Source organism: Pseudomonas sp. IT-P218, assembly GCF_949767605.1.
Taxonomy (GTDB): domain Bacteria; phylum Pseudomonadota; class Gammaproteobacteria; order Pseudomonadales; family Pseudomonadaceae; genus Aquipseudomonas; species Aquipseudomonas putida_AE.
In genome coordinates this window covers 132843-156420 of the sequence record NZ_CATKQQ010000003.1, presented here as the reverse complement: position 1 = coordinate 156420, position 23578 = coordinate 132843, and the positions used below count along the sequence as shown (strand labels likewise).

27 protein-coding genes are annotated in these 23578 nt (G+C 60.3%); 9 read left to right on the top strand and 18 right to left on the bottom strand.

From position 1 onward, the window contains the following. Positions 1 to 51: 51 nt before the first annotated feature. A complete protein-coding gene (locus tag ACM6I6_RS02680; protein WP_414919343.1) occupies positions 52 to 336 on the bottom strand; it encodes a hypothetical protein in 285 nt (94 codons plus the stop codon). Positions 337 to 488: 152 nt separating this feature from the next. After that, positions 489 to 1007, bottom strand: coding sequence for a hypothetical protein (locus ACM6I6_RS02675; protein ID WP_414919342.1), 519 nt, complete (start codon positions 1005 to 1007; stop codon positions 489 to 491). 235 nt (positions 1008 to 1242) lie between these two features. On the opposite strand from ACM6I6_RS02675, the gene ACM6I6_RS02670 reads away from it, so the two are divergent. Then, positions 1243 to 2916 (top strand): hypothetical protein, encoded by a 1674-nt coding sequence (locus tag ACM6I6_RS02670; RefSeq protein WP_406592408.1) that lies wholly within the window; start codon positions 1243 to 1245, stop codon positions 2914 to 2916. Positions 2917 to 3097: 181 nt separating this feature from the next. Beyond that, a complete protein-coding gene (locus ACM6I6_RS02665; protein WP_414919341.1) occupies positions 3098 to 4033 on the top strand; it encodes a Ppx/GppA family phosphatase in 936 nt (311 codons plus the stop codon). A 36-nt stretch (positions 4034 to 4069) separates the two neighbouring features. Here ACM6I6_RS02665 and ACM6I6_RS02660 read toward each other — a convergent pair whose 3' ends face one another. Continuing rightward, positions 4070 to 4762 (bottom strand): RES family NAD+ phosphorylase, encoded by a 693-nt coding sequence (locus ACM6I6_RS02660; protein WP_274076613.1) that lies wholly within the window; start codon positions 4760 to 4762, stop codon positions 4070 to 4072. Further along, the gene (locus ACM6I6_RS02655) at positions 4756 to 5160 is read right to left on the bottom strand and encodes an antitoxin Xre-like helix-turn-helix domain-containing protein (RefSeq protein WP_274076683.1); all 405 of its coding nucleotides are present in this window, start codon (positions 5158 to 5160) and stop codon (positions 4756 to 4758) included. The genes ACM6I6_RS02660 and ACM6I6_RS02655 overlap by 7 nt, the downstream gene beginning before the upstream one ends. Positions 5161 to 5586: 426 nt before the next feature. Here ACM6I6_RS02655 and ACM6I6_RS02650 point away from each other — a divergent pair, with 426 nt between their 5' ends. Together ACM6I6_RS02650 and ACM6I6_RS02645 are read left to right on the top strand one after the other, a co-directional pair. Continuing rightward, positions 5587 to 5838, top strand: a complete 252-nt coding sequence (locus ACM6I6_RS02650) for a hypothetical protein (RefSeq protein WP_414919340.1) — start codon at positions 5587 to 5589, stop codon at positions 5836 to 5838. Positions 5839 to 6020: 182 nt separating this feature from the next. Then, complete coding sequence (locus tag ACM6I6_RS02645) at positions 6021 to 6884, top strand: diguanylate cyclase domain-containing protein (protein WP_414919339.1); 864 nt, start codon at positions 6021 to 6023, stop codon at positions 6882 to 6884. Positions 6885 to 6901: 17 nt separating this feature from the next. Here ACM6I6_RS02645 and ACM6I6_RS02640 read toward each other — a convergent pair whose 3' ends face one another. Further along, a complete protein-coding gene (locus ACM6I6_RS02640; protein WP_274076616.1) occupies positions 6902 to 7327 on the bottom strand; it encodes a hypothetical protein in 426 nt (141 codons plus the stop codon). Between the two features lie 145 nt (positions 7328 to 7472). On the opposite strand from ACM6I6_RS02640, the gene ACM6I6_RS02635 reads away from it, so the two are divergent. After that, positions 7473 to 8138, top strand: coding sequence for a TetR/AcrR family transcriptional regulator (locus ACM6I6_RS02635; RefSeq protein WP_274076617.1), 666 nt, complete (start codon positions 7473 to 7475; stop codon positions 8136 to 8138). A 355-nt stretch (positions 8139 to 8493) separates the two neighbouring features. Here the strand turns inward: ACM6I6_RS02635 and ACM6I6_RS02630 are convergent, their stop codons facing one another. Genes ACM6I6_RS02630 through ACM6I6_RS02620 form a run of 3 tightly spaced genes read right to left on the bottom strand, consistent with a single transcriptional unit; the run spans position 8494 to position 11227 of the window. Further along, the gene (locus ACM6I6_RS02630; protein ID WP_323627721.1) at positions 8494 to 9384 is read right to left on the bottom strand and encodes a DUF2950 domain-containing protein; all 891 of its coding nucleotides are present in this window, start codon (positions 9382 to 9384) and stop codon (positions 8494 to 8496) included. Between the two features lie 29 nt (positions 9385 to 9413). Further along, positions 9414 to 10931 carry a DUF3300 domain-containing protein gene (locus tag ACM6I6_RS02625; RefSeq protein WP_414919338.1) on the bottom strand — a complete coding sequence of 506 codons (1518 nt, stop codon included), beginning with the start codon at positions 10929 to 10931 and terminating at the stop codon, positions 9414 to 9416. Next, positions 10931 to 11227, bottom strand: a complete 297-nt coding sequence (locus tag ACM6I6_RS02620; protein ID WP_414919337.1) for a hypothetical protein — start codon at positions 11225 to 11227, stop codon at positions 10931 to 10933. The genes ACM6I6_RS02625 and ACM6I6_RS02620 overlap by 1 nt, the downstream gene beginning before the upstream one ends. Positions 11228 to 11254: 27 nt before the next feature. Here ACM6I6_RS02620 and ACM6I6_RS02615 point away from each other — a divergent pair, with 27 nt between their 5' ends. Beyond that, entirely contained in the window at positions 11255 to 11890 is a 636-nt protein-coding gene (locus ACM6I6_RS02615) for a hypothetical protein (RefSeq protein ID WP_414919336.1), read from the top strand. A gap of 84 nt (positions 11891 to 11974) precedes the next feature. On the opposite strand, the gene ACM6I6_RS02610 is transcribed toward ACM6I6_RS02615, so the two are convergent. The 4 genes from ACM6I6_RS02610 to ACM6I6_RS02595 all read right to left on the bottom strand — a co-directional run bounded on the left by ACM6I6_RS02610 (position 11975) and on the right by ACM6I6_RS02595 (position 14608). Beyond that, positions 11975 to 12376, bottom strand: coding sequence for a hypothetical protein (locus ACM6I6_RS02610; RefSeq protein ID WP_083349355.1), 402 nt, complete (start codon positions 12374 to 12376; stop codon positions 11975 to 11977). 363 nt (positions 12377 to 12739) lie between these two features. Then, positions 12740 to 13060: an isochorismate lyase gene (locus ACM6I6_RS02605; RefSeq protein ID WP_323608210.1), complete on the bottom strand. Its 321-nt coding sequence runs from the start codon at positions 13058 to 13060 to the stop codon at positions 12740 to 12742. Between the two features lie 116 nt (positions 13061 to 13176). Next, positions 13177 to 13611: a GFA family protein gene (locus tag ACM6I6_RS02600; protein ID WP_274076623.1), complete on the bottom strand. Its 435-nt coding sequence runs from the start codon at positions 13609 to 13611 to the stop codon at positions 13177 to 13179. Between the two features lie 55 nt (positions 13612 to 13666). Then, positions 13667 to 14608, bottom strand: a complete 942-nt coding sequence (locus ACM6I6_RS02595) for a carbon-nitrogen hydrolase family protein (RefSeq protein ID WP_414919335.1) — start codon at positions 14606 to 14608, stop codon at positions 13667 to 13669. A gap of 106 nt (positions 14609 to 14714) precedes the next feature. Here ACM6I6_RS02595 and ACM6I6_RS02590 point away from each other — a divergent pair, with 106 nt between their 5' ends. Then, a complete protein-coding gene (locus ACM6I6_RS02590; protein ID WP_274076625.1) occupies positions 14715 to 15398 on the top strand; it encodes a winged helix-turn-helix transcriptional regulator in 684 nt (227 codons plus the stop codon). 228 nt (positions 15399 to 15626) lie between these two features. Here the strand turns inward: ACM6I6_RS02590 and ACM6I6_RS02585 are convergent, their stop codons facing one another. Together ACM6I6_RS02585 and gltS are read right to left on the bottom strand one after the other, a co-directional pair. Further along, positions 15627 to 16169, bottom strand: coding sequence for a hypothetical protein (locus ACM6I6_RS02585; protein WP_414919334.1), 543 nt, complete (start codon positions 16167 to 16169; stop codon positions 15627 to 15629). A gap of 201 nt (positions 16170 to 16370) precedes the next feature. Beyond that, the gene (gene gltS, locus ACM6I6_RS02580; RefSeq protein WP_414919333.1) at positions 16371 to 17585 is read right to left on the bottom strand and encodes a sodium/glutamate symporter; all 1215 of its coding nucleotides are present in this window, start codon (positions 17583 to 17585) and stop codon (positions 16371 to 16373) included. Between the two features lie 223 nt (positions 17586 to 17808). Between gltS and ACM6I6_RS02575 the strand changes: the two genes are divergently transcribed. Together ACM6I6_RS02575 and ACM6I6_RS02570 are read left to right on the top strand one after the other, a co-directional pair. Continuing rightward, complete coding sequence (locus ACM6I6_RS02575; RefSeq protein WP_274076628.1) at positions 17809 to 18267, top strand: metallophosphoesterase family protein; 459 nt, start codon at positions 17809 to 17811, stop codon at positions 18265 to 18267. 153 nt (positions 18268 to 18420) lie between these two features. After that, complete coding sequence (locus ACM6I6_RS02570) at positions 18421 to 19629, top strand: patatin-like phospholipase family protein (RefSeq protein ID WP_323627735.1); 1209 nt, start codon at positions 18421 to 18423, stop codon at positions 19627 to 19629. Between the two features lie 19 nt (positions 19630 to 19648). Here the strand turns inward: ACM6I6_RS02570 and ACM6I6_RS02565 are convergent, their stop codons facing one another. The 4 genes from ACM6I6_RS02565 to ACM6I6_RS02550 form a co-directional block, all read right to left on the bottom strand. Continuing rightward, positions 19649 to 19921 carry a hypothetical protein gene (locus ACM6I6_RS02565; protein ID WP_274076630.1) on the bottom strand — a complete coding sequence of 91 codons (273 nt, stop codon included), beginning with the start codon at positions 19919 to 19921 and terminating at the stop codon, positions 19649 to 19651. A 131-nt stretch (positions 19922 to 20052) separates the two neighbouring features. Then, a complete protein-coding gene (locus tag ACM6I6_RS02560) occupies positions 20053 to 21711 on the bottom strand; it encodes an arylsulfatase (RefSeq protein WP_323608219.1) in 1659 nt (552 codons plus the stop codon). Positions 21712 to 22026: 315 nt separating this feature from the next. After that, positions 22027 to 22479: a hypothetical protein gene (locus ACM6I6_RS02555; RefSeq protein WP_323608220.1), complete on the bottom strand. Its 453-nt coding sequence runs from the start codon at positions 22477 to 22479 to the stop codon at positions 22027 to 22029. 92 nt (positions 22480 to 22571) lie between these two features. Further along, on the bottom strand, positions 22572 to 23531 hold the full coding sequence (locus ACM6I6_RS02550; RefSeq protein ID WP_274076633.1) for a LysR family transcriptional regulator: 960 nt from the start codon (positions 23529 to 23531) through the stop codon (positions 22572 to 22574). Between the last annotated feature and the right edge of the window lie 47 nt (positions 23532 to 23578).

The following is a 23578-nucleotide window of genomic DNA, read 5'->3' as shown; positions in this document are numbered from 1 at the left end:
GACAGATGAACGATAGTTGAACGAACACTTTCGCGATGCCTCGGCCCGAATTCAGTCGCCGGCCAACAGCCGCTCGATCTGCGCCAGCTCCCAGGTGCTGAGCAAACTCACCGGGTCAGTACCGAAACGCGGCACGCCGTCGAACGCTCGGCCGTCCGCACTCTGGCAATACAGGCAGTGGTGCAGGTGGGTGTCGTCGACATCGAGGCTCAAACGCCAGCCCTCGATGTCCACCTGTACCGGACCGGGTCGTTCGTCAAGGCGCTTGAGCGGGCGCAGGCCCAGGGCGGCATCGCGCAGTTGCTGGTAAACCTCTCGGGCTGTCAGGGGTGGCACAGGTGTCTCCGGCGGCACGGGTAGAATCGGGCCCACAGGATAGACGATCACGAACCAGGGGAAGAACCCTGCAACGCCGTGGCTTGATTGCACCGACGAAAAAGCCCGGCTGATCAGGCCGGGCTTTTTGTGGGTGCGGTGAAGCGATGGGGTCAGGCGATGGTGTTGCCTTGCAGACGATCCGAACCGTCGGCGGCGACAGTGTTGCCTTGCAGGCGGTCGGAGCCGTCGGCGGCGACAGTGTTGCCTTGCAGGCGGTCGGAGCCGTCGGCGGCGACAGTGTTGCCTTGCAGGCGGTCGGAGCCGTCGGCGGCGACAGTGTTGCCTTGCAGGCGGTCGGAGCCATCGGCAGCGACAGTGTTGCCTTGCAGGCGGTCGGAGCCGTCGGCGGCGACAGTGTTGCCTTGCAGGCGGTCGGAGCCGTCGGCGGCGACAGTGTTGCCTTGCAGGCGGTCCGAACCATCGGCAGCGACGGTGTTGCCTTGCAGGCGGTCGGAGCCATCGGCAGCGACGCGATTTTCGATCAGGCGGTCAGAACCACCCTCAGCCACACGGCTTTCAATCAGACGATCCGAGCCACCTTCAGCGACAACAGGCGCAGCAGAGGTAGCGGCAAAAGCGTTAACTGCAAAAACCGAGAAAGCGATGCTGAGGAGGGTTTGGCGTTTCATGATCGTGTACTCCGGGGTGTTGTTGGTTGGTATGAGCCAATGTTACGCCGCAGGATTTTTAAGAGAACTTCATTGACGTGATGGTGAACATCGACGGTATTGATGTAGCAAGCGCCACACCTGTGGCGAGCGTGATGACAGGGCGTAGCCTGTCGTCAGTTGCGGCGCCGGGCCAGGTGCGCAGGGGTATGCTGGTTTTTCGCAGGTTCCGCACTCTGATCGAGAGGATAAACCGATGCACGACTATTACGATCTGGGCACCTACAGCCGCCCCGTGACGACCAGTTCACCCCAGGCCCAGCTGTGGTTCGACCGCGGCCTGATGTGGTGCTACGGCTACAACCACGACGAAGCCATCCGCTGTTTCCAGAAGGCCCTGGAACAGGACCGCAACTGCGCGATGGCCTACTGGGGCATCGCCTATGCCTCGGGGCCCAACTACAACAAGCGCTGGGACGCCTTCATCGAACAAGAGCTCAAGGAGGCCGTGGCCCAGGCGCGCCTGGCGACGCAAATCGCCCTGGTGCACCTCGACGGCGCGACGCCCGTGGAAGAGGCCCTGATCCGCGCGCTGCAGCAACGCTACCAGGCCGAACAGGCGAGCAGCGTTGATGAACTCTTCACCTGGAACGATGCCTATGCGGCGTCCATGCGCGATGTCTACCACGGCTTTCCCGACGATCCCGACGTGGTGGCGCTGTTCGCCGAAGCGCTGATCGACCGCACGCCCTGGCAGTTGTGGGACCTGAAAACCGGCGAGCCAGCAGCCGGTGCCGACACCCTCGAAACGGTGGCCGTGCTCGAACGGGCCCTGCACCGCATGGAGCAACACGGCGACGCGCCGCACCCCGGCGTGCTGCACATGTACGTCCACACCCTGGAAATGTCGCCGTACCCGGAACGGGCCTTGCGCGCCGGTGATGTCCTGCGTGACCTGGTGCCGGATGCCGGACACCTGCGCCATATGCCGTCGCACATCGACGTGCTCTGCGGCGATTACCGCGGGGCCATGATCACCAATCACCGGGCCATCCAGGCCGACGGCCTGTATCTGGCCGAGGAAGGCCCGATCAATTTCTACACCCTGTACCGCAGCCACAACTATCACTTCAAACTCTACTCGGCGATGTTCCTCGGCCAGTACCAACCGGCCCTGGAAGCCGCCGAACAACTGGCCGATACCATCAAGGAAGACCTGCTGCGGGTGGAAAAACCGCCCATGGCCGACTGGCTGGAAAGCTTCGTGTCGATGAAGCTCCACGTGCAGATCCGCTTCGGCAGATGGCAAGACATCCTCGCCACGCCACTGCCCGCCGACCAGGCGCTGTACTGCGTGACCACGGCCATGCTGCACTACGCCAAAGGCGTGGCCCATGCGGCCTGCGGGCAGGTCGCCGAGGCCGGAACCGAGCATCACCTGTTCCTCGAGGCCTGGGCCCGTGTGCCGGACACACGCTACCTCTTCAACAACCAATGCAACGATATCCTGGCCGTGGCCGCGGGCATGCTGCGCGGCGAAATCGAGTACCGCAAAGGCAACTTCGACGAAGCCTTCGCGCATCTGCGTGAAGCGCAGTCGTTGGACGATCACCTGCCTTACGACGAGCCCTGGGGCTGGATGCAACCGGTGCGCCACGCCCTGGGCGCACTGCTGCTGGAGCAGGGCAGGGTGGAAGAAGCCCTGCAGGCCTACCGTGCCGACCTGGGCCTGGACAACACCCTCAGTCGCGCGTCCTGGCACCTGGACAATGTGTGGAGCCTGCACGGCTACGTGGAATGTTTGAAGCGACTGGGTCGCGATGCCGAAGCGGGCGCTGCGCAGGTTCGCCTCAACCTGGCCATGGCCCGGGCGGATGTGGAGATTTCGGCATCGTGTTTTTGCCGGATCGGCAAACGCTGTTGCCTGTAGGCGCTTGAATGTCCGCCCCAGCCAGCGCTCTTCCTGGAAATCGATAACCCGTACTTGATCGACGGGCTACCCGAGCGTGCACCCTGTCATCAGGGTGTCACTGAACCCATGGCAACATCCGCGCAACCGCCATGGGCGACAGACCCGTCACGGGCCGATGAATTTGCCAGGAACCCCCACCATGAAAGGCGACGCCTCGCTATTTGCGGCCATTGACCTGGGCTCCAACGCGTTTCGCATGATGATTGGCCAGCAAGTCCGGCGCAGCCAGCAGATCGTGATCCAGGAAGTGAAGACCCTGCGAGAACCCGTACGTCTGGCGGAAGGCTTGCAGGGCGGCGCGCTCGACGAGCTCGCGCTTGATCGTGGCTGGCAAGCCCTGGCGCGCTTCGGCAAAAAACTGCGCGGGTTCGAAGCCGGTCGCGTGCGGGCGGTGGCCACCAGCGCGGTGCGCGAAGCCGAAAATGCGCAACTGTTCCTCGCCAGCGCCGAGCGCCACCTGGGGTTTCGTATCGATGTCATCTCCGGGCATGAAGAGGCCCGGCTGGTGTACGCCGGGGTTGCGCATACGAATCCCGACCCCGAACGCATGCGGCTGGTGGTGGACATCGGCGGCGGCTCCACCGAGTTGATCCTGGGCAAGGGCGCACAACCCCTCGTCACCGAAAGCATCGCCATCGGCAGCGGTACCCTGGGGGCGCGCTACTTTGCCGGCGGGGTGATCACGGCCAAGGCGCTGCTCGAAGCCGAGCGGGTCGCCACCCTGCAGTTCGAAAAGGTCGCACGGCGTTATCGCGCGCTGGGTTGGCAGCAGGCCATTGGCTCTTCCGGTACCGCGCGGATGCTGGCCAAGGTGCTCAAGGCCAACGGGCTGAACGACGACGGCCAAAACGGTATCACCTACAGCGGCCTGCTGCGCCTGTCATTGCGCCTGCTGGAAGTCGGGCATGTCAGGCAACTCAAGCTGGCGCGCCTGCAAGCCCATCGCCTGAGCATCCTGCCCGGTGGCCTGGTGGCGATGCTGGCGGCGTTCAAGGTGTTTGGCGTGTTGCACATGACGCCCTCCGAACCAGGGTTGAGACTGGGCGTGCTGCATGGGCTGATGTCCAGGCATTGAGATCGAGAGTCCAGACACAGGTCGTGGCTGCTGGCCTCAGGCCTCGTTGATCTGGCTGACGCTGGTGATCTGGCCGTTCCAGACCATCTCGTAATGGGCGGTCTGGATAATCGAAGTGACAGGCCGGGGCGTCATCAGCGCCCAGCAGACACTGCCCGGCAGGCGCACCGAACGATAACGCAGGCCAGGGCAACCGGCCTTCCTGATCGCCCGGCCCAGCACGCGGGAGTGGCTGTAGTCGTCAGGTGCATACACCGGATCGTTGATCGGCAGGGCGGTGGCGTCTTTCATTCCCGTATCCATGAATGAACAGGTCAGGCCGCGGAACACAAACCGCTCATAGTTCAGGGCCGGCAGCTTCGACCAGTACAGGCTCTGGTGATGCCGCACCTCGGCCAGGGCCGTTTCCATGGAGTCGGCCAGGTACAACACGCCAAAACTGCCATCGCTGAACCGCGAGCCCGCCGGGTTGATGTGAGTGAAGGGGGCGGTGGCGTACGAGCAGCCGGCAATCCCGAACGGGATCTCGCCCCGCGGGATCAACTCAAGCTGACCGACTTCATTCTTCAGTCGTGGATTGGTCAGCGCCTGAATCTCGAACAGCACCTCGAATTCATCCGCGCTCGCCACGTCATCGAACAACGCAATCGGTGGAAACTTCGAGTTGACCAGCCGATAAGCCTGCAACGCCTGCCCGGCAAAATCCGCCAGCGCGCTCAACTTCACCATAACGCGCCCCGCAGCATATCGATGCGCCGAAAGGTCTCGTACAGCGAAACCATGTCGCCCTGGGCCATGATCGCCAGCGGCGAACGCCCATTGAAAAATTCGTTGTCGTTGGCCATGGACACGAAGCCATAGACGTTGTCCGGGTTATCGAACACCAGGCGCAGCGTGGCGTGGATGTTCAGGACAAAACTGATGCGCTGCATCTGATCGGCATCCAGCGCCACCGACCAGTCGGGGTCAGGCTGCCGCGCGCGGGTGTAGGTGCTGCGGGAAATGCGCAGGATCTGGCAGGCCTGCTCGCTGCTGGCGCGCCACTTTTCCAGAATGCCCACGGCGGCGCGCAGGCCGGTGACGCACTGGTTTTTGCTGAAAGAGCGGGGCTGGGCGGCGACGGCCATCTGCATTACCTATCCTTGAATCTGTAGATTCAAAGATAGTCATCTTGCATCTACAGAACAATGTCGTTTCGACCAACGGCAGCTTTGCACCTGGCCTGTTAAACCACGTTAACGCTTTTCCCGGCCAATTCTCTCCAGCAATAACCACCCATCAGCCAGCGCCCGCGCCCGGAGCAGGCCACTAGACTTCACAGGGGGGATGACATCAACGCACCTCAAATCAGGAAACCTGTGATGAACAGAACATCTTGGCTGGCGTTGGTAGTGGCGGTTGGGACGATTTCAGCCTGCGCGAGCAGAAATGATGTTGTCGATGTCCCCCTCGATGCTACCCCGCAAAACGCAGAGCATATCGCTCGAGCCACCCTCAGCCCGGTGGGCAACCAAACCAGCATCTGGCTCACTGTCGGCGGGGTCCCCCACGACATGGCCGTATCCAGCCGCCTCGACACGGCTATCTACGCAGGCTCGTGCCAGCAATTGGGAGCACAACCGGCGTACCGGACCCGTCAGGCCAACAGTGTCGACTACCCATCGCTGGCCCCGCGTACCCAGCATTGGGCCCAGGCACCGGTGGCGCTGAGCGAACTGACCAAGGGCGGCTATGCCTTGCTGGTTCGCACCAGCCCGGCAGACGGCAGTCGCGAGCTGTTCTGCGGCAACATCAGCGCTGGCTAGGGACGCATCTGGCGAGCTGTTCGGTATTGTGGCCTGCGCAATTTGCGCAGGCCATCGCTGCTGGCCGCTTGCTGTCCCTCACCCGACTTTGCACACGCCAGCCAAAAGTCTGCCGGACGCCTAGCCGCCTCCCTTCGCGATCAGGCATGATCGGGCTATATGAACCGGGACTCCCCTGACCTATGCCCGTCGACCTGCAAGCGCTCTACCCCAAACTGATCCATCTGATGCTGGACACGGTCTTCGTGGTCGACAGGCATAACCAGATCGTATTCGTGAGCGATGCCTGCGAGAAACTGCTCGGTTACCGTGCCGACGAGCTGACCGGTACCCCGATCACCGACTACATGCATCCTGACGACCTGGCGATTACACGGGCCTCCATTGTCCGGGTCATGAATGGCCAGCCTCACGTCGATTTCCGCAACCGTTATATCCGCAAGGATGGTGGTATCGTGCACATCCTGTGGGCGGCTTTCTGGTCCGAGGAAGTAGGGGCGCGGATCGGTGTCGCGCGCAATGTGACGGCCCTCTGGCAGGCCGAGGAGGAACTGCGTTTCCTCGCCCATCACGATCCGCTGACAGGCCTGGCCAACCGGGCGCTGTTCAATGATCGCCTGGACACGGCCCTGCGCACGGCGCGCCGGCACAACAGCACGCTGGCCTTGCTGTTCCTCGATATCGATGACTTCAAGGGCATCAATGACGTCCATGGCCATGCTGAGGGCGATCGTGTGCTGAGCACGATTGCACGACGGCTGGAGGGCTGCGTGCGTGAGACGGACACGGTGGCCCGAATGGGCGGCGATGAATTCACGGTACTGCTGACGGACATCCAGTCCGAGGGCGCCGTCAGCGAGACCGTGGCGCGGATTCTCGCGGTCATGGCCGAGCCGCTGGACGCTGAATCCGGTGCAGTCAAGATGCCGTCCTGCAGTATCGGCATCGCCTGTTATCCCGCGGACGGGGAGGACGCCGATACGCTGCTCAGCCAGGCGGATGACGATATGTACCGGATAAAACGGCAGCGTTCTTCGGCTGGGTGACGAGCCGGTCACCCGCGTCAGGACAGGCGCGATTCGCCTGTCCCGCGGCTCAAGTACCCGGCAGCCACGCCGATGCGCGAGAACACCAGCCACAGAAAAAGCAGCACGCTTAAGCCAATCAGGATCGATGCGACGCCAATCAGCGGTTCGACCGCCGGGAAGCCCTTCATGCGCAGGGTCAATGCGCCGAGCATCACCGGCACGCCCAGGTTGTAGGTCCAGAACTGCACGGTGGCAACGCGACCTTCGGTCATGCACGGGTGCAACGTGGCGATGACGCCGAACAGCGCCATCGACACCCATCCCAACAGGTTGATATGGGCATGGACCGCGAACAGCGAGTGGTCGCCGGAGGCGCCCATGGCCACCCCCAGCAGCACGCCCATGGCAAAGTAAAGGGCCGCGAGTCGAAACCAGGTTCGCGAACGGGGAGTGTGATTCATGGCATTCACCTCAAGCGCCCTGAGGCGCGCTCAGTTGCTGGAAAATCCCTGAAATCGTGATGACCGCAAGTGCGGTGGCAGGTCCGGTGCCGTGGGTCTATCATGAGACAAGAGTCTCATTACAAGACAAGGTATCATTTATTCCATGTCCAGCCCCAAGTCAAGATCCGAGCCAGGCCCGTCGGTCGGCGACGGCGATTCGCAAGGCCGCGTCAACCAGAAGCTGCGCACCCGCCAGGCGCTGATCGAGGCCGCCGTCGCCTTGCGCGACGAGGGCCATCAGCCCACGGTGGCGCAAGCAGCCGAGCGCGCCAAGGTCTCGCGCGCCACGGCGTATCGCTACTTTCCCACGGTTGAAGCGTTGATCAGCGAGACGGCGGCCGATCGCGACATGCCGCCGCTGGAGCGCGTCTGGCGCCCGGGCGACGATCCGGTCAAGGGCATCGGCCTGGCGGCGAATGCGCTGAACAAACTCTTGCTCGGCGACGAGGTCGGCCTGCACGTGATGGAGCGTTCGTTCATGACCGTGTGGCTCGAAAACGAGTCCCACGAGCCCCTGCGACCGGGCCGTCGCCTGAGCTACATCGAGCCGATTGTCGACTCGATGAAGGACGTGCTTGCTCCCAGGGCGCGCAAACGCCTGAAGCAGGCGCTGTCGATTGTGATGGGCACCGAAGCGTTGATTGCCGTGCGCGATATCAGTGGCGCGAGTCTAGAGGAGTCACTCGACGCCAGCGCCTGGGCGGCGCGGGCGCTGGTTCGCCAGGCACTGGCGGAGGCTGAAAAAAACCGACGAAAGCTTACTTCATGACATGGAGCCGGGACGAAGCAGGGGGGGGCTGCCAATCAGGTACTCATGACGATGACCCTGTGGAGAGGGAGCTTGCTCCGGCTGCACACGAGCACGGGACGTTTGAACGGGAGCAAGCTCCCTCGCCACAGGGTCATCGTTTTGGGTTGGTTGAGGTGTGCATGCGAAATCGGGAAGAGAGTAGCTGTTTGCCATCACTCTGGAAGTGAGCGATGGCGTGGACAGCGAACAATGTCAGTTTTAGAGGCAACTAATGCGCATTTGGCGGGTAAGGGGCTTGAGGACAGGACACCGAGTACAAAAACGGGCGCCTGGCGCGCCCGATTTCATTGACTTCGCCCGCCCAAAACTGGAGTCAATCCGGCTTCTCCTGGTCGTCCGGCACTTCCTTCCAGCTGTCATCCGGATCAAAGCGTTTCATCGCCTGCGCCAACTTTTCACTATCCGGTCCCAGGTCCTTTTCGAAGACCTGCCCGTCATGACTGATCATGAAACTCATCACCCCGGTTTCACCGTATTTTGCCGGCCAGGCGATCAGGGCAAAGCCCCGGCTCATCTTGTCGCCGATCAGGTAACTGTAGGCCCCGCCCGGTGCCGAAGGACCCTGGCCCAGCAGGATACGGAAGTGGTAGCCATGCCAGGGCTCGCCGGCAATGGTCTTGCCGAACTCGGGGCCCAACGGGCTGATCTGGCCGCTATCGTCGTCGGCCCAATAGAGTCCGTCGTGCTGGCCGGGGGTGCTGTAGATGTTCTGCGCATACTCGAGTGCGCCGTCACCGTCACGATCCACCGAGGCGTAATCCATCTGGGCATCGTGATAGGCCAGTGCCGATTGCACCGCGGCCAGCTCGTTGCGGCCAATTTGCCGGGCACGGATTTCGGCACTGCCGCCCTTGGGGTCGAAGCGCCAACCGTTCGCGCTTTTGACGATGGGAATAGGCAGCGTCCAGTGGTCAGTTCCCACCGATAGAAGCGCCTTGTTGTCCGCGATTTTTTCGATCTCGTGTTGCTGGTGGTATTGCTTGAGGAACGCCTCCACGTCTTCGCGTTCCGCGCCGTCGCGAGGGATGTAGCTGCGCCAGTTTTCACCCAGCAGCTCGGTCAGGCGTTTCTGATCGGCGTTTTTCGTACCCAGCGCTTCGACGAACGCTTGAGCGGCCTTTTCCGGCGTCGCAAACTCCTGCTGCGCCGCTGCCAGGCACGACCAGGCCAGGCCGACAGTGATCGCCAGGGCCTGTACAAGCACGCCCCTTGCCTTTACTCGAGGATGGTTATTCAACGGCGGCCCCCCCTTGAACGCGCTGGTGGACTGGATGGCCGACTGATCTGGTGGCCGGCGGCTCGTGAGGCGCTGGGGCGCTGATAGGATGCCTGGCTGGCCCGACCACGATTGGCTTGCATGTTGGCCTGGGACGGTGAACGCGCGCCGGCGAAGGCATTGTTGCGGGCGCTGCCTCTATTGACGGCAGGTGCGGTCTGGCGTTTTTGCGTTGTCTGGCGCGCCTGTGTGCTGCCCTGTATGCGTTGATTCGCCTGATTCCTGGTTTGCTGAGTCCTCGGCTGCTGATTCTCCCGGGTGTTTCTGGCAGTGCCCTGGCTTCTGTCGGTAGTCCTCGGTCTGTCTGCACCGGCCTGCATCCGATTGCTGGCCGAAGCCCGGGACTGGGCTTCGCGCGCCCGATCACGGGCCTCCAGATTGCTGGTGGCAGGCCGTTCGATACCGGCCCTGTCCATTGAACTGCGGGCATTTTCACGCGCCTGGGCGCGCTGGGCGTTGTTGTCGCCGCGATAGGCCTGACGTTGATTGGCACCGTCCAGCTGCCGGCCGTACTGTTCACGGCTCCTGTTGTCCCGATAGGGCACGCCATTGCGATGCGCAGCGTTATGCTGCCACTTGTTCTGATTGTTGCCGATCCGGTTGTTGGCGTTGATGTTGTTGTAGCGATTGACGTCGATGTCGACGTCGTTATTGCCCCAGTCACAGTCGCCCCACAGCGCCCCGACGATCGCCACCCCGGTACCGAACGCCAGCCCGGCCATCAGCGCCTGGCCGGGGTAATAGGCGGGCGGCGGTGGATAGTAGGCAGGAGGCGAGGCGGGGTAGGCCCAGGTGCCGTAGGTGGTTGTCGGGTTATAGGTGGGGACGTATACCACCTGCGGATCGGCGGGCTGGATGATGATGGTTGAGCTGCTGCTGGATGGGGCCTCAGCAGGGGCCGGCGCCGCAGTCGTGGTCGCCGGTGCTGGAGCCGCTGGCGCAGCATTCTGGATCGTCACGTTCTGATACTGGTTGCTCTGCAGGTTGCCGGCTGCCTGGGCCTGATGACGCAAGCGTTGCACCCCGTTCATGAGATCGTCGGGCTGCGCGAGGAAAGCATCACCCAAGCGCTGGACCCAGACCGGATCCTGCCCCAGCGTCGCCAAAACCTGCGGGAAGGCAACCAGCGCCTGCACACTCGGGTCCCAGGGCTGGTTCGCCACTTGCTTGACCGCATCATCGCCCTTGGCGTCCGGGTGCGCCTTGGACCAGGTGACCGCCTCGGCGACTTCCCCGGGGTAGGTGGACGCCATCAGTATCTGTGCCAGCAGCGGGTCCGGGTAGAGCGCAATGGGCGCCAGCATCTGGTCCAGTTGTTCCTGGGTGAATACGGGGTCTTTGGTTGGTGCCGCGACGGGTGCCGTACTGGGAGGGTTGGGCGGCGGGGTAGCGGTTGTATCCGCTGACTGCGCCATGAAGGGGGAGCCGCTCAGTAAAAGGACCGCTGACAACGCGTAGAAAAATGGAATGCGCATCACAGCTCCCTGTGGTCAGGCAGATTTGCAATAAGTGCATCATTGCCGGGAAATGCAGGCCGCCTGAGCAGACCCCGGACCTCGGCGTCGACGCCGTGCATTGATAGTAGCAAACAAAAAAAATCTGCTCGCAATACCTTCGACTCCGAGGCCAATAGTCCCACCAAGCCAACTTTACCGGCCTGTGCTTGTGGGACCGCCGGGTGGGTACTATCGTCAAATATCACATTTGCAGTGCTGTTTTTCAGGGTGCCGGCAGCCAATTCAGCTCCCAGGCGCGAGAAGTCCTGAGCCATTCTGCCCATCCAGAAAAGGTAGCGCATATGAACCAGGCACTGGGGTATTTCACTAAACGGGTCATTGCCGGCTTGCTGGTGATCATCCCCATCTACCTCGCCATCCTGGTCTTGCTCAAGGGCATGAAATCCCTCGGACAACTGGTCCGACCGTTTACGAAGTTGCTTCCGGAATGGCTGCCGGCCGAGCAACTCCTGTCATTGATACTGGTGTTGGTGATCTGCTTCCTGATCGGCGTGGCGCTGCGCACCCGATTGGGCGAGATAGCCCGCAAACGGGTAGAGACGGGCGTGTTCGAACGCATTCCCGGCTATGGCTTGTTCCGCAGCCTGACCCAGCAGATAGCGGGGGACAGTCGCCAGACCGTGTGGAAACCCGCGCTGGTCGAGATCGAAGATGCCCTGGTCCCGGCGTTCATCATCGAAGTGTTCGACGACGGCCGCTACACCATCTTCGTCCCCTCGGTACCCACACCCCTGGCCGGCGCGATCTACATTCTGGAGCCGAGCCGGGTGCATCCCCTCGACGTGTCCTTTACCGACACGTTCAAAGTCATCTCCAAATGGGGCGCGGGCGCCAAGGACCTGGTGGCGGCCATGGAAAAAGCTGAAAACCGGGGTGGGCCTGGAGTGGTGGTGAACAAGATGGATGCCGTGCCTTGATAGACAGGTGAAACGCAGTGAACACGAAAAAGCCCGGCTGATCAGGCCGGGCTTTTTGTTGGGTACTGCGGTGTAGCGATGGGGTCAGGCGACGGTGTTGCCTTGCAGGCGGTCCGAGCCATCGGCGGCGACGGTGTTGCCTTGCAGGCGGTCGGAGCCATCGGCGGCGACGGTGTTGCCTTGCAGGCGGTCGGACCCATCGGCGGCGACGGTGTTGCCTTGCAGACGGTCGGAACCATCGGCGGCGACGGTGTTGCCTTGCAGACGGTCGGAGCCATCGGCAGCGACGGTGTTGCCTTGCAGACGGTCGGAGCCATCGGCAGCGACGCGATTTTCGATCAGGCGGTCAGAACCACCCTCAGCCACTCGGCTTTCAATCAGGCGATCCGAGCCACCTTCAGCGACAACAGGCTGAACTGAGGTAGCGGCAAAAGCATTAACTGCAAAAACCGAGAAAGCGATGCTGAGGAGGGTTTGGCGTTTCATGATCGTGTACTCCGGGGTGTTGTTGGTTGGTATGGGGCTGATGTTACGCCGCGGAGTTTTTAAGAGAACTTCATTGAGGTGATTGTGAACATCGATGGTATTGATAGGGCCAGCGGCCCACCTCTGGTGGGCGTGATGATCCATGTAATGCGTCGAAGTGAAATGATCTGTCCTCGGCACAAATGTCAGTGAAGACCCAATCCTGTAGGAGCCGGCTTGCTGGCGATTGCGGATTGTCAGGCGAAGACTTGGTCGACTGTACCTGCGCTATCGCCAGCAAGCCGGCTCCTACAGATCTGCTTAAGTCCTCAGCGTCCGTTTTTATTCACGCCGCTGATTCAAGGGGCATCCAATCCCTGAGAATCAGGTCTCGGGCAATTGCGCCGACCAGTGTTTCATCTCCTCGGCAATAAAATGCTTCACCAGATCGCTATACATCTTTTCGATCGCATCCGGGCTCAGCCCTTCGGCCACAGCCCAATCCCGACGTGTCGCCAGCATCGAATCGAAACGCTCCCGGGCACGCACCGAAGCCGCAGAGGTCTTGAATTTCGAAGCCGCCAGCACGTACTGAAAACGTCGGCCAAGCAGCTTGATAACGGCCTGGTCGAGGGCATCGATCTCGCGTCTGATGTCCTCCATTCCTGTGCATTCTGCAGGTTGCAATGGGTTGGAAACTTCCATGTAGGTAACTCCGTCATGCCAATGTAGGAGCGAGCTCGCTCGCGAAAAATCCAAAGATGTCGCAAGTATCCGGTCACGTAATATCGTTCACGATCTTTTCGCGAGCAAGCTTGCTCCTACTCATCCACGCTAACACCCGATCCCCCCAGTTCTTTCGGCACATCCTTGAATTTGGGCAGGCCATCTTTAATGGGCAGCACCGACTCCTGATAATGGACATGCACCCCTGGCGAATACTCAAGATCCGGGATGACCGCGGCATACACATCGATCAGCCCCATCCCCGGATGCTCGGTGAAGAGGTGCCCGCCGCACGTCCTGCACCACTTGCGGTAACTCTGTGGTGTCTTGTTGTAGGTGCCAATGTTGTCAGCCCCCTGAGTCACGTGCACCGCCTCGGGCTTCCACAAGGTGAAGGCATTGACCGGCCCGGCCGACCAATGCCGGCACGACTCGCAATGGCAATAGCCCATCCCGGCCGGCTCTCCGCTGACGGTGAACTGGACTGCGCCGCAAAAACAACTGCCTTTGTACGTCCGTTCATTGTTCATGGCATGACTCCTTGATCAGTGGTCAGGCGAGCGCTCGCCTGAATGTTGCCTGCCTTTACCTGTCGATGTAGTGAACCGAGGTCGCCGGCGTGCGCCGCACCTGCAGTTCGAAAATATCCGGGCGCGCATAGTGCCCGGTGACGTCGAGCGCCCGCCGTGCTGGCGCCACGAGTGCGACGTCGATGTCCGCATACAGGATGCCTGCCTCGCGGTGCAATGGACCGGCCACGATCCGGCCTTGCGGGTTGACCACCACCGAGTCACCGTCGTTGATCCACTCGTCCGGATCGGAAAACAGTTGCGCACGCGCCGGAAAGTCATCGGGAATGTCGCTGCCACGCAGCGCACTGCCACTGCCGAGCACCCAGCAACGGCCTTCGAGGGCAATGTGACGCATCGTGCTGATCCAGCCTTCGCCGGTGTCGTAGGTGGGGGCGACGTAGATTTCCACCCCTTGGGCATACAGCGCATAGCGCGCCAGCGGCATGTAGTTTTCCCAGCAGATGAGCGCACCCACGCGACCGACCGGTGTATCGACCGCACGCAAGCCGGACGCATCGCCGAAGCCATGCACCATGCGCTCGGGATTGGTCGGCATCAGCTTGCGGTGGCGGTTGAGCACGGCGCCGCTCGCGCCGATAACGACTACGCTGTTATAGAGCGTGCCGCCGCCATTGCACTGGTCGCATTCATTGATGCCGCACACGATCGTCACGGCGTGGACCCTGGCAGCCTCGCACAATTGGCACAGATCACCGTGGGTGATATCGACGGCGTTGGCCAGCAGCCGCGTGTGCAACTGACCCATTACAGCACCGTCCTTTCCCGCCGCCAGCCGCCAGATCCATGACGGGTAACCTGGAATGTACGATTCGGGCAAAACGATCAGCGAGGCGCCCGCTGCCGCAGCCTCGGCGACCGATTGCACGGCCCGGGCGATCGTCGCGCTGCGATCGAGCAGCACGGGCGGGCGCTGAATGATGGCGATTCTGATCATGGCGTTCTCCTGGGACGGTTGGCTGTTAGGAGACTTGAGCGTGCGCGTGGCGAAGTCGCGCGGCTAGTTCAGAATCTGAAGCGTTGCAGCAGCGGGAGGGCAGGCGATGGACGAAAGCTACGGTCAGTTCTGCACGGTCGCCCGCGGTGCCGAAGCACTGTGCGAGCGCTGGACACCCTTGGTCGTACGCGAACTGCTGTGCGGCAGCAAACGCTTCAATGAACTGCACCGCGGCGTACCCCGGATGTCCACCAACCTGCTGGCGCAGCGGCTGCGCCATCTGGAAGAGATCGGCGTGGTGCATCGCACGGCGGTTGGCAAAGTCTGGGAGTACAGCCTGACCGAAGCGGGTGAGGAACTGCGCCCGATCATCATGGCGCTGGGGCATTGGGGCGCGCGCTGGATCGGCAGTCGCCTGCGCGACGACCAACTCGACGCGGGCCTGCTCATGTGGGACGTGCGCCGGTTCGTGCACATCGAGACGTTCCCGTCCCGGCCGGTGATCATCCAGTTCAAGTTTCGCGACGCGCGACCCGGTGAGCAGCAATGGTGGCTGGTGGTCGAAGAGGGTGTGGCGGACCTGTGCCGCGACGACCCCGGACGCGAATTGACGCTCGTCGTCGACTCCAGCGTGCGCGCGTTGACCGAAGTGTGGGCGGGCGACCGTACACCTAAGGAAGTGCTCCAGTCGCAAGAGCTGCGGGTAGACGGCGCGGCGCAGGATGCGCAAAGCCTATGGCGCTGGCTGGGTACGAGTGCGTTTGCTGGTACCCGGAGTGCTGCGCGCTAGCTCTGGAGCTGCCATCGTGAAGCGTAAGCGGTCGATGAATTCTACTGAAACCGTCGATGCAAATCCGGAAAAATATCCTGGGCAAACCACGCAGGCAGTCCGGGTGTGACGATTCGCGATTTGGGCGTTCGGCTTTCCACCAGGCCGACTTTGATCAGTCGCGACAGCTCATCGATTGCCGGGCGTGGTGTCAGGCCGGTGAATGTCTTTATTTCGTTGCGCGGCAGGCTACCTTGGGTGAAGCAGCATCCCGTCAACTGCAAAAGCGTGCGGTGCATCATGATTGCCCACGACAACGTTCTGGCCTGTGATCGACCGGAGTGCGCCGGGCTGCATTACTGAGCCATCGGACAGCGTGCGTTCTGCATCACTGGCACCGCGAAAAAGCCGATCATGTGCAGTGCTTATCAGCTCAGGGGCAAACATGGCGCTCCAGGGAAACGGTCCACGCTGGCTTAACGTCCGTTCGAACAAAGCCTGGACCGCCATCTGATCAACCGCCAGGCTTTTAAGCCGCTTGCGATCCTTGACCGGGGCTGCCTGCGCTTTCTGCATATCGGCAGGCTCGGTGTACTGCCCTTCGATCAGGTTCGAATAGTACGTATTGGTGATTTGCAGGAGACGGCGAAGGCGTGCGGCGGTTTCAGGCGGTAAGCGTCCAGCAAGGAATTGCGTCTTTCTGGGCAGCGCATCCGCAAGGGCGATGATCGATGGGGGCAACGCATCGGGAAGTATCGGATCGAGCCAGGATTTTGATGTGATCAGGGACATAGCGGTTTGCACTGCGTGAAAATACTTCACATTTTATTTCACATAGTTGACCGCTTAACAAGCGCTAAATTATTGGGTTTTTGGCTGTTTTCATCCGCTTTGAGAGAAATAATCTTCACATTTTATTTCGCATTATTTTTGTGTGGCTTCTGCAAAACGGGCGCCCTTGCGAGGCGCCTGCCATTTGTGGAGCTTCACCCGCTACAGACCACTGAACATCCCAATGATCACGGCATTAACCAGATCAATGAAAAACCCACACACCAGCGGCACGATAAGAAACGCCTGGTGCGCCGCACCATACTTCTGGGTCACGGTGGTCATATTGACGATGGCGGTCGCGGTAGAACCGAGCGCAATCCCGCCAAAGCCTGAAGCGATCACGCTGGCTTCATAGTTGCGACCCATGAAACGAAACACCACAAAATACGTATAGAGCACCGTCAACAGAATCTGCAGGGTCAACGCACAAGCAATGAACAGCAACGCGCCGCTGAGCTGCCACAACTGCAAGCCCATCAGCGCCATGGTCAAAAACATGCCCAGGCAGACGTCGCAAATCAGCGCGAGGCCCTGGCTGGCGCCGCTCCAGGACTTCAGGCGCTGCTCGCCAATCAGTGCCCGAACAAGGTGGTGAATGACGATACCGGCGAACAGGCAACTGACGAACTTGGGCAGGGTGATCCCGCTGTCGACCAGCACCAGGTTGAGCCCATAACCGAGCATCAAGGTCAGGTTGAGCCACATCCACGCCCAGAGCACGTCGTAGTAGTCCAGTGGTTTGCTCTGCTGTTGCTCGAGAATGCCGACTTCCAGCCCCTCATCCCGGGACGGCGTGAGTTGATGGCGGCGGATCAACCGGTTGGCGATGGGACCGCCGATCACACAAGCGGCAATCAGGCCGACGGTGTTGCTGGCGATCCCCAATTCGTGCGCGTTCTGGATGCCCAGCTTTTCGACGAACAGCGGTGCCCAGGCCAGGCTAGTGCCGATCCCACCGGTGAGGGAGATGGAACCCACCATCAGGCCTGCCTTGGGATCAAGCCCGAAGACCTCGGCCATGCCCATGCCCAGCGCGTTTTGCAGGAAGATGAACACTGTGGCGAGCACCAGCAGGATCATCAGCGGCCACCCACCCTTGATCAACTGGCGCATGTCCGACTTCAACCCGATGCCGGCAAAGAAGTACAGCAGCATGGTGTCGCGAACTTGCAGGTCAAATTCGACCTGGATGTTGAGGCCGAAGTACAAAACGCTGGTGACCGCCGCACAGACAAAACCGCCGACCACCGATTCGGGAATGCAGTATTGGCGCAGCAAGGTGCTGTGCTGGACCAGCGTCTTGCCCAGGAAGAGCAGCAGGATAGCGAGCGTGAAGCTCACCAGGCCATGAACAGCAAAGAGTTGGGCGGTCATCTATAGCCTATTGAAAAACCTGAAAAAAATATTATCCAGAGCTAATCGCACTGGTTTCAGACCTGAGTCAATGAAAGTGCAGATCGTGGATCAGGCCGGACTCGGCTAAGGTAGTGCTGGCGAACATCCCTGTCGTTGACCGTGTGCCGGAGTGAGTCAAGCAGCTGATCCCGGAACACGCAAACAACGCGATGGGGACCTGTATTCATTCCTGGAGCCTGGCATGAAAGTTGGCGTGATCTCCGATACCCACGGCTTGCTCCGCGCCGAAGCCCTCGCGGCGTTGCAGGGCTGTGAACGGATCATTCACGCCGGCGACATCGGCAAAGCGCAAATCCTCGAACAACTGGCGGCGATTGCGCCGCTGCATGTCGTACGCGGGAACAATGACCAGGCGGCCCCGTGGGCGGAGCACATCGCCGATCACCTGAGTTTCGACCTCAATGGGTGGTTGACCTTGCTGGTTCACGACATGGCTGACGTACCGGCGGTACTGGATGAAGGTACAAGGCTGGTGATTACCGGGCATTCTCATAAGCCGCGGATAGAGTGGCGTGGGGAGCGGCTATTCCTTAATCCAGGCAGCGCGGGGCCGCGGCGTTTCAAGCTGCCGGTGACGTTGGCATTGCTCGAAATTGAAGACGGTCTGATTGAGCCGCGGTTGGTTTCGTTGTTGGAATGAGTGTTGGATGGGTTCACAGACAACTTTGCAGCGCGGCCAGGTGCTTTCAAGTTTTTTTATCCTGTAAAGGAGCGCAAACTGAGCGACCTGGCGTTCGAATGAGCTGTCGCGCTCGGCTGGCATGCAGCTGTCTCACGCACCGGAGGAAGCGTTGTGAAACCATTCCCGCTCAAACCCGGCGACTTGACCCTGGACATGTTTCTTCAAGCCTGTCTGCCTCGCCGTGACGCCGTTCCGCAAACCTTGACGGACAAAGCGGTCATCCCGGGTATACCCAATGCCCGCTACCGGTTGGACCACGACCTGACACCGTTCATCCAGGATGCGGTTCAGGCCAACAGACGTGAAAGCGAGGAGCTGGCCAAGGCCGGGAAGCCGAACGATATCCTGCCGCTGGCAAGCATGTTGGCCGTTTCCGGCGGCGGTGATGCCGGCGCATTCGCCGCGGGGCTGATTGCTGGATGGACTACCCATGGAACCCGGCCCGTGTTCAAGGTGGTCACGGGTATCAGCGCGGGTGCCCTGATCGCCCCGTTCGCTTACCTGGGGCCTGAGTACGACGGTGTGATTCGCTACGTCTCCAACGCAGTTGGTCCCAAAGACATCTTTCATTCGCGAAACGTGCTCACCCGTTTTGCCAGCGACGGTATCGCGGACAGCAAGCCACTGTCGCGGCTCATTTCCAGATACATCACTACGCGGATTCTTGCGGCGATAGCTTCGGAATACGCCAAAGGAAGAATCCTGCTGATCGGCACAACCGACCTTGATTCAGGGCGACCCGTCACCTGGAACATGGGCGCCATTGCCTCAAGCCAGGCACCGGGCGCGCTCGACCTGTTCCGTAGCATCATGCTCGCGTCGATGAGCATTCCAGGCGCGGTCTCACCCGTCATGATCGATGTGGAAGTAGACGGCCAACAGTTTCATGAAATGCACGTGGACGGCGGGGTGATCACCCAAGTGTTTCTTTACCCGCCTGGCACTTTGGTGGGACTGAACCGTGCTGCCGGAGTCCCTTTGCGACGGGAACGGCATTTCTATGTCATTCGTAACGGGACATTGGAGCCGCAGTGGTCCGGGACGAAGCGCCGTACGTTGAGCATCGGCGGGCGGGCCATCAGTGCGCTGATCCAGACCCAGGGGATCAGCGACCTGGAGCGCATCTACCGTATGGCGCAGCAGGATGGAGCCGACTTCAACCTTGCCTACATTGGCGCCGATTTTGACTTTACGCGCACCCGCAAATTCGATGGCGAGTACATGAAGCGTTTGTTCGATTACGCCTTTCAACTCAGTTCGAAGGGCTATCCGTGGCATAAATCGTCGCCGAACGAAAGCCGGCCAATGCCCGAACTATGAGGCTGCCGACACAAGACCCTTACTTGATTTGAGTTTTGATTTCAGTTCCGGGCACGAAAAATTTACCGGGATCATCGACCTTCTTCAGGTCAACCAAGGCTCGGCAAACGCAATGCGAGAAATTTTCCTGCAAGGTGTCAGGGTCTATAGATGCCACTTGCGACAGTTGGATGTGTTGCCCTTCGGGCGTTTTATAGCAGACACAATTATCAAGTTTGGTGATGCCGTAATCATCCGACTGACAAGCAGTGGTCAGCAAAGTGATGGTGATAAGCATGACGAAGCGTTTCATTGGCTCCCCTCCGAGGCTGTAGTGAAGAGCTCACTCCAGAGGAAGCTTAGCTGTCATTTGCCATCGCTCCATTCTCCGCTGCTTGCGAAGTGGCGGCCCCCTGATGAAGCCGCCATGCTTCGCTTGCCTGATCAGTTACCCGCTGGCATCGGCAGGTTGATACCTTCTTTTTTCAGGACGTCACGCACGTACTGGAATTTCTGGTACTGCGACAGCTCGATCGGCCCGTCATAACCCATGCTCTGCAGTTTGCGGGGAGGGTAATCGACGTAGGTTTTCATCAACTTGATGATCGCGGCCGAGATCGGGACCATTGTCCAGGTGCGTTCGGTAAAGTTGTTCATGAACAGGTCATAGCGCTCTTGAGGGTCTTGCAACAAGTCATAGACCTGCGGCACGACGGCCACATATTTTTCGCCGCCTTTCCATCCCAGGTTAGTGTCCACCGACAAACCACCGGTTTGCGCGCCATTGTCGCCGCGCAGGTTGAACACGGCCTTGTAGTTGCCGACCCGCGCCGCCCCCGGTGACAGTTCGTTCTCGGTGAAGTAGAACCACTCCTTGCGTGGAGAAGGGCCGTTGCCGGTGAGTACCGGGGTCATGTCATAGCTGTCGAAGATGATGGGCTGACCTTCGCGATCTTTCTCCGGCAACTTCACGCCAGCCACAGAAGCGAATGTTGCCATCAGGTCCAGGCCACCGAGGATCTCGTGGTTTTTGCTGTCCGGCTTGATCTTGTCTGGCCAGACGGCAATGGCCGGTACCCGGTTGCCGCCTTCACGCACCGTGCCCTTGGTGCCGCGGAACGGGGTGTAGCCGGCGTCCGGATAGACATCCTGCCAGGCCCCGTTATCAGTGGTGTAGACCACCAGGGTGTTCTTATCCAGGCCGAGCGCCCTGAGCTTGTCCATGATGCGGCCGATGTGGGTATCGAGTTCGACGACGGAATCGGCGTACTTGGACTTGGATATGGACTTGTGAACGAACTCCGGCGCCGGCATGTTGGGCTGGTGCACTTTCATGAAGTTGACGTTGATGAAAAACGGCTTGTCCGATTTGGCCGCCGTGTCGAGAAACTCCAGGGCGGCTTTTTCGACATAGTTATCAAAGAACGGAATGCCGACCACGCCGGGTTTGCCGTCTACGACCGGCGTGTCCACGTACTGGCCATTGACCTTGAATTCCTCGACCGGTTTTTCCCCCGCCTTGCCGGACAATGCGCCCTTGGTGACCCTCTGGAACATCTCGCGGGTTTCCGGATCCATGTCCGGGAACCAGGTCGGGTCTGCGTAGGTGTAGGCGTTGAGGTGGTACAGGCCGACGTACTTCATCACGTCATAACCCTGGGCATTGGGCAACGCATAGTCGGCTTCGCCCAAGTGCCATTTGCCGGTGAAGTAGGTGTCGTAGCCGCCGGTTTTCAACACCGATGCCAGTGTCCACTCGGCGGCTGGCAAGCCGCCGCCCTGGCCCTGGAAGGCCACGGTGGTCATGCCGCTACGATTGGGGATACGCCCGGTTTGCATGGCCGCCCGACCCGGAGTGCAGCTGGGCTGGGCATAAAACGAGTAGAAGGTGACCCCTTCTGCCGCCAGTTGATCGATGCTGGGCGTGGGCATGCCTCGACCGACCCCACCGCCGTAGGGGCCCAGGTCGCCATAACCGGTATCGTCGGAGACGATAAACAGGATATTGGTCTTTTCCGTCTGGGCTGCGTGGGCAAGCCCGGTCAATGACAAAAGCGCGGCAAACACTATTGAGCGTCTGAAACGATCCGATAGCTGTTCCATACCAGGATTCCTCGTTGTTTCAAAGTGTTGGCAACCGGGTGATGAGTGCATATTTACATTGTCCCCTGATGCATTGACCACCGAGTAATTAGCCTAGGTACTGCGTACAGAATCATTTCCCCATTACTGCATGACCGTGCACGGATTAAGGCGCAGGAAGGAGTCTAGTGCGGTTTTTTTCAAATGAACGGGCGATTGCAGTGCTTCAGTGGCTGATGTAACGCCAGTATTACAAACTGGATCAACACCAACCTGGAAACGGTAAACACAATCGCCACATACAACGCGACTCAACTACTCACGGCGATGGGTGTTTCATCGAGTCGCATGTACAACATCGCCACAGAAAATATCGGCGCTGCCATCCTCGGGTGAAGTGCGCACGACGACGGCGTACTTGCCGGAAAGCAGGTCTGGCATGGCGATCGGCGCGCTCCTGTAAAACGTCCATCCGCCGGTGCCTGCATTGGGTTCAGTGTTGACCTTGTCGTTCATTGCGAACGCGACTGCCCCGGGTTGCTGGCAACTGCCTTTGTTGATGAAGGTGTAGATGCGCGGCGGCAGGATGGTGCCGTTGGGAACGCCGGTCAGGTAGAAGTCAAAGTTGGTCTGATTGCCTTCGCCGGTCAATGTAGTGGTGGCGGTGTGACCGGGGTTTCGCTGGGTCGCTGCCAAAGGAAGATTCATTGACTGGTGGTGAGAAGAGCTGGAGCAGCCCAAGAGCGTTGCGGTCATCAATAGTGCTGAAAGGGAGAGACAGGGTTTCATTGCCAACCTCCAATAATGGAAGAAGTGCGGTGGGGGGACTATTGGGTATAGCTCAATAATGTCGCATTGCGTTCCTGGATATATAACTCAGTTCACTCGCTGCCCATCCGGGCCAGGATGCGCTCACGCTGACAAATTTCTGCTTCCACAGCTCGCACCTCCCGCATGTAAATCTCTACCGCGGGTGGCAGTGAGCGCTCTTTCAGGTAAATGAAGCCATAACGGGTACGCAGGGCAGGGTCATGGGCGGGCAACGGCACGATTGCCCCTGCGCTGATTTCCTGCTCGAAAGTCGATAGATTGCCTAACGCAAGGGCATTGCTGTTCTCGACGAATTTGACAATTTGCATGGGCACGTCTATTTCGATCGCCGGTACGAAATCACCCGTCAAGGGATCGTAGGCGCCGGCACAGCCCAACGTTGCCGGAAGCAAATGGGTCGCCAACCGCAGCGGAATGCGCGAGGCCACCCAAGGGTAGTCGAGTGTTTGCGCCAGCGTTGGTGAACGTTTTTGCGATAGCAGGGGATGGCCGGGGCGACAAAACAGACGGCCCACATGCTCACCCAGCAACTCACAGGTGAACTCTTCCCGGCCTTGCAAGGTACTGATTTCGGCGATCCCCAGGTCCACTGCACCCGTGGCGACCTGATGAGCGACTTCGCGCCAGCCGGCGACATGGGCAGTGACCTTGATCTGCGGATGTCGGGCATGCAAACGCGCGATGCTGGCGTATCCGCTGGTGACACTCGGATAGGGACCCAAGGCCACTTTCAGCGCGCCGATATCGCCACCCGCCAACAGGGTGATATCGCGGCGCAAATCCTCCTCGGCCACTAACAGGCGCTGGCTTTTTTCCCGTAGCAACTGACCAAACGCCGTCAATACGACGCCGTCTGAGCGTCGATCAAACAGCGTGACCCCCAGTTCGCTCTCCAGCAACTGGATGCTTTTGCTCAGCGCCGGCTGGGAAACCCCCAACGCTTTGGCCGCTCGACCAAAGTGTGCCTGCTCAATCAATGCCAGAAACTGACGTAAGCGACGCGGTGTCATCTCATAACCTTTATGTTATCGAAAATGGCTGAAACGGAATTTTTCGT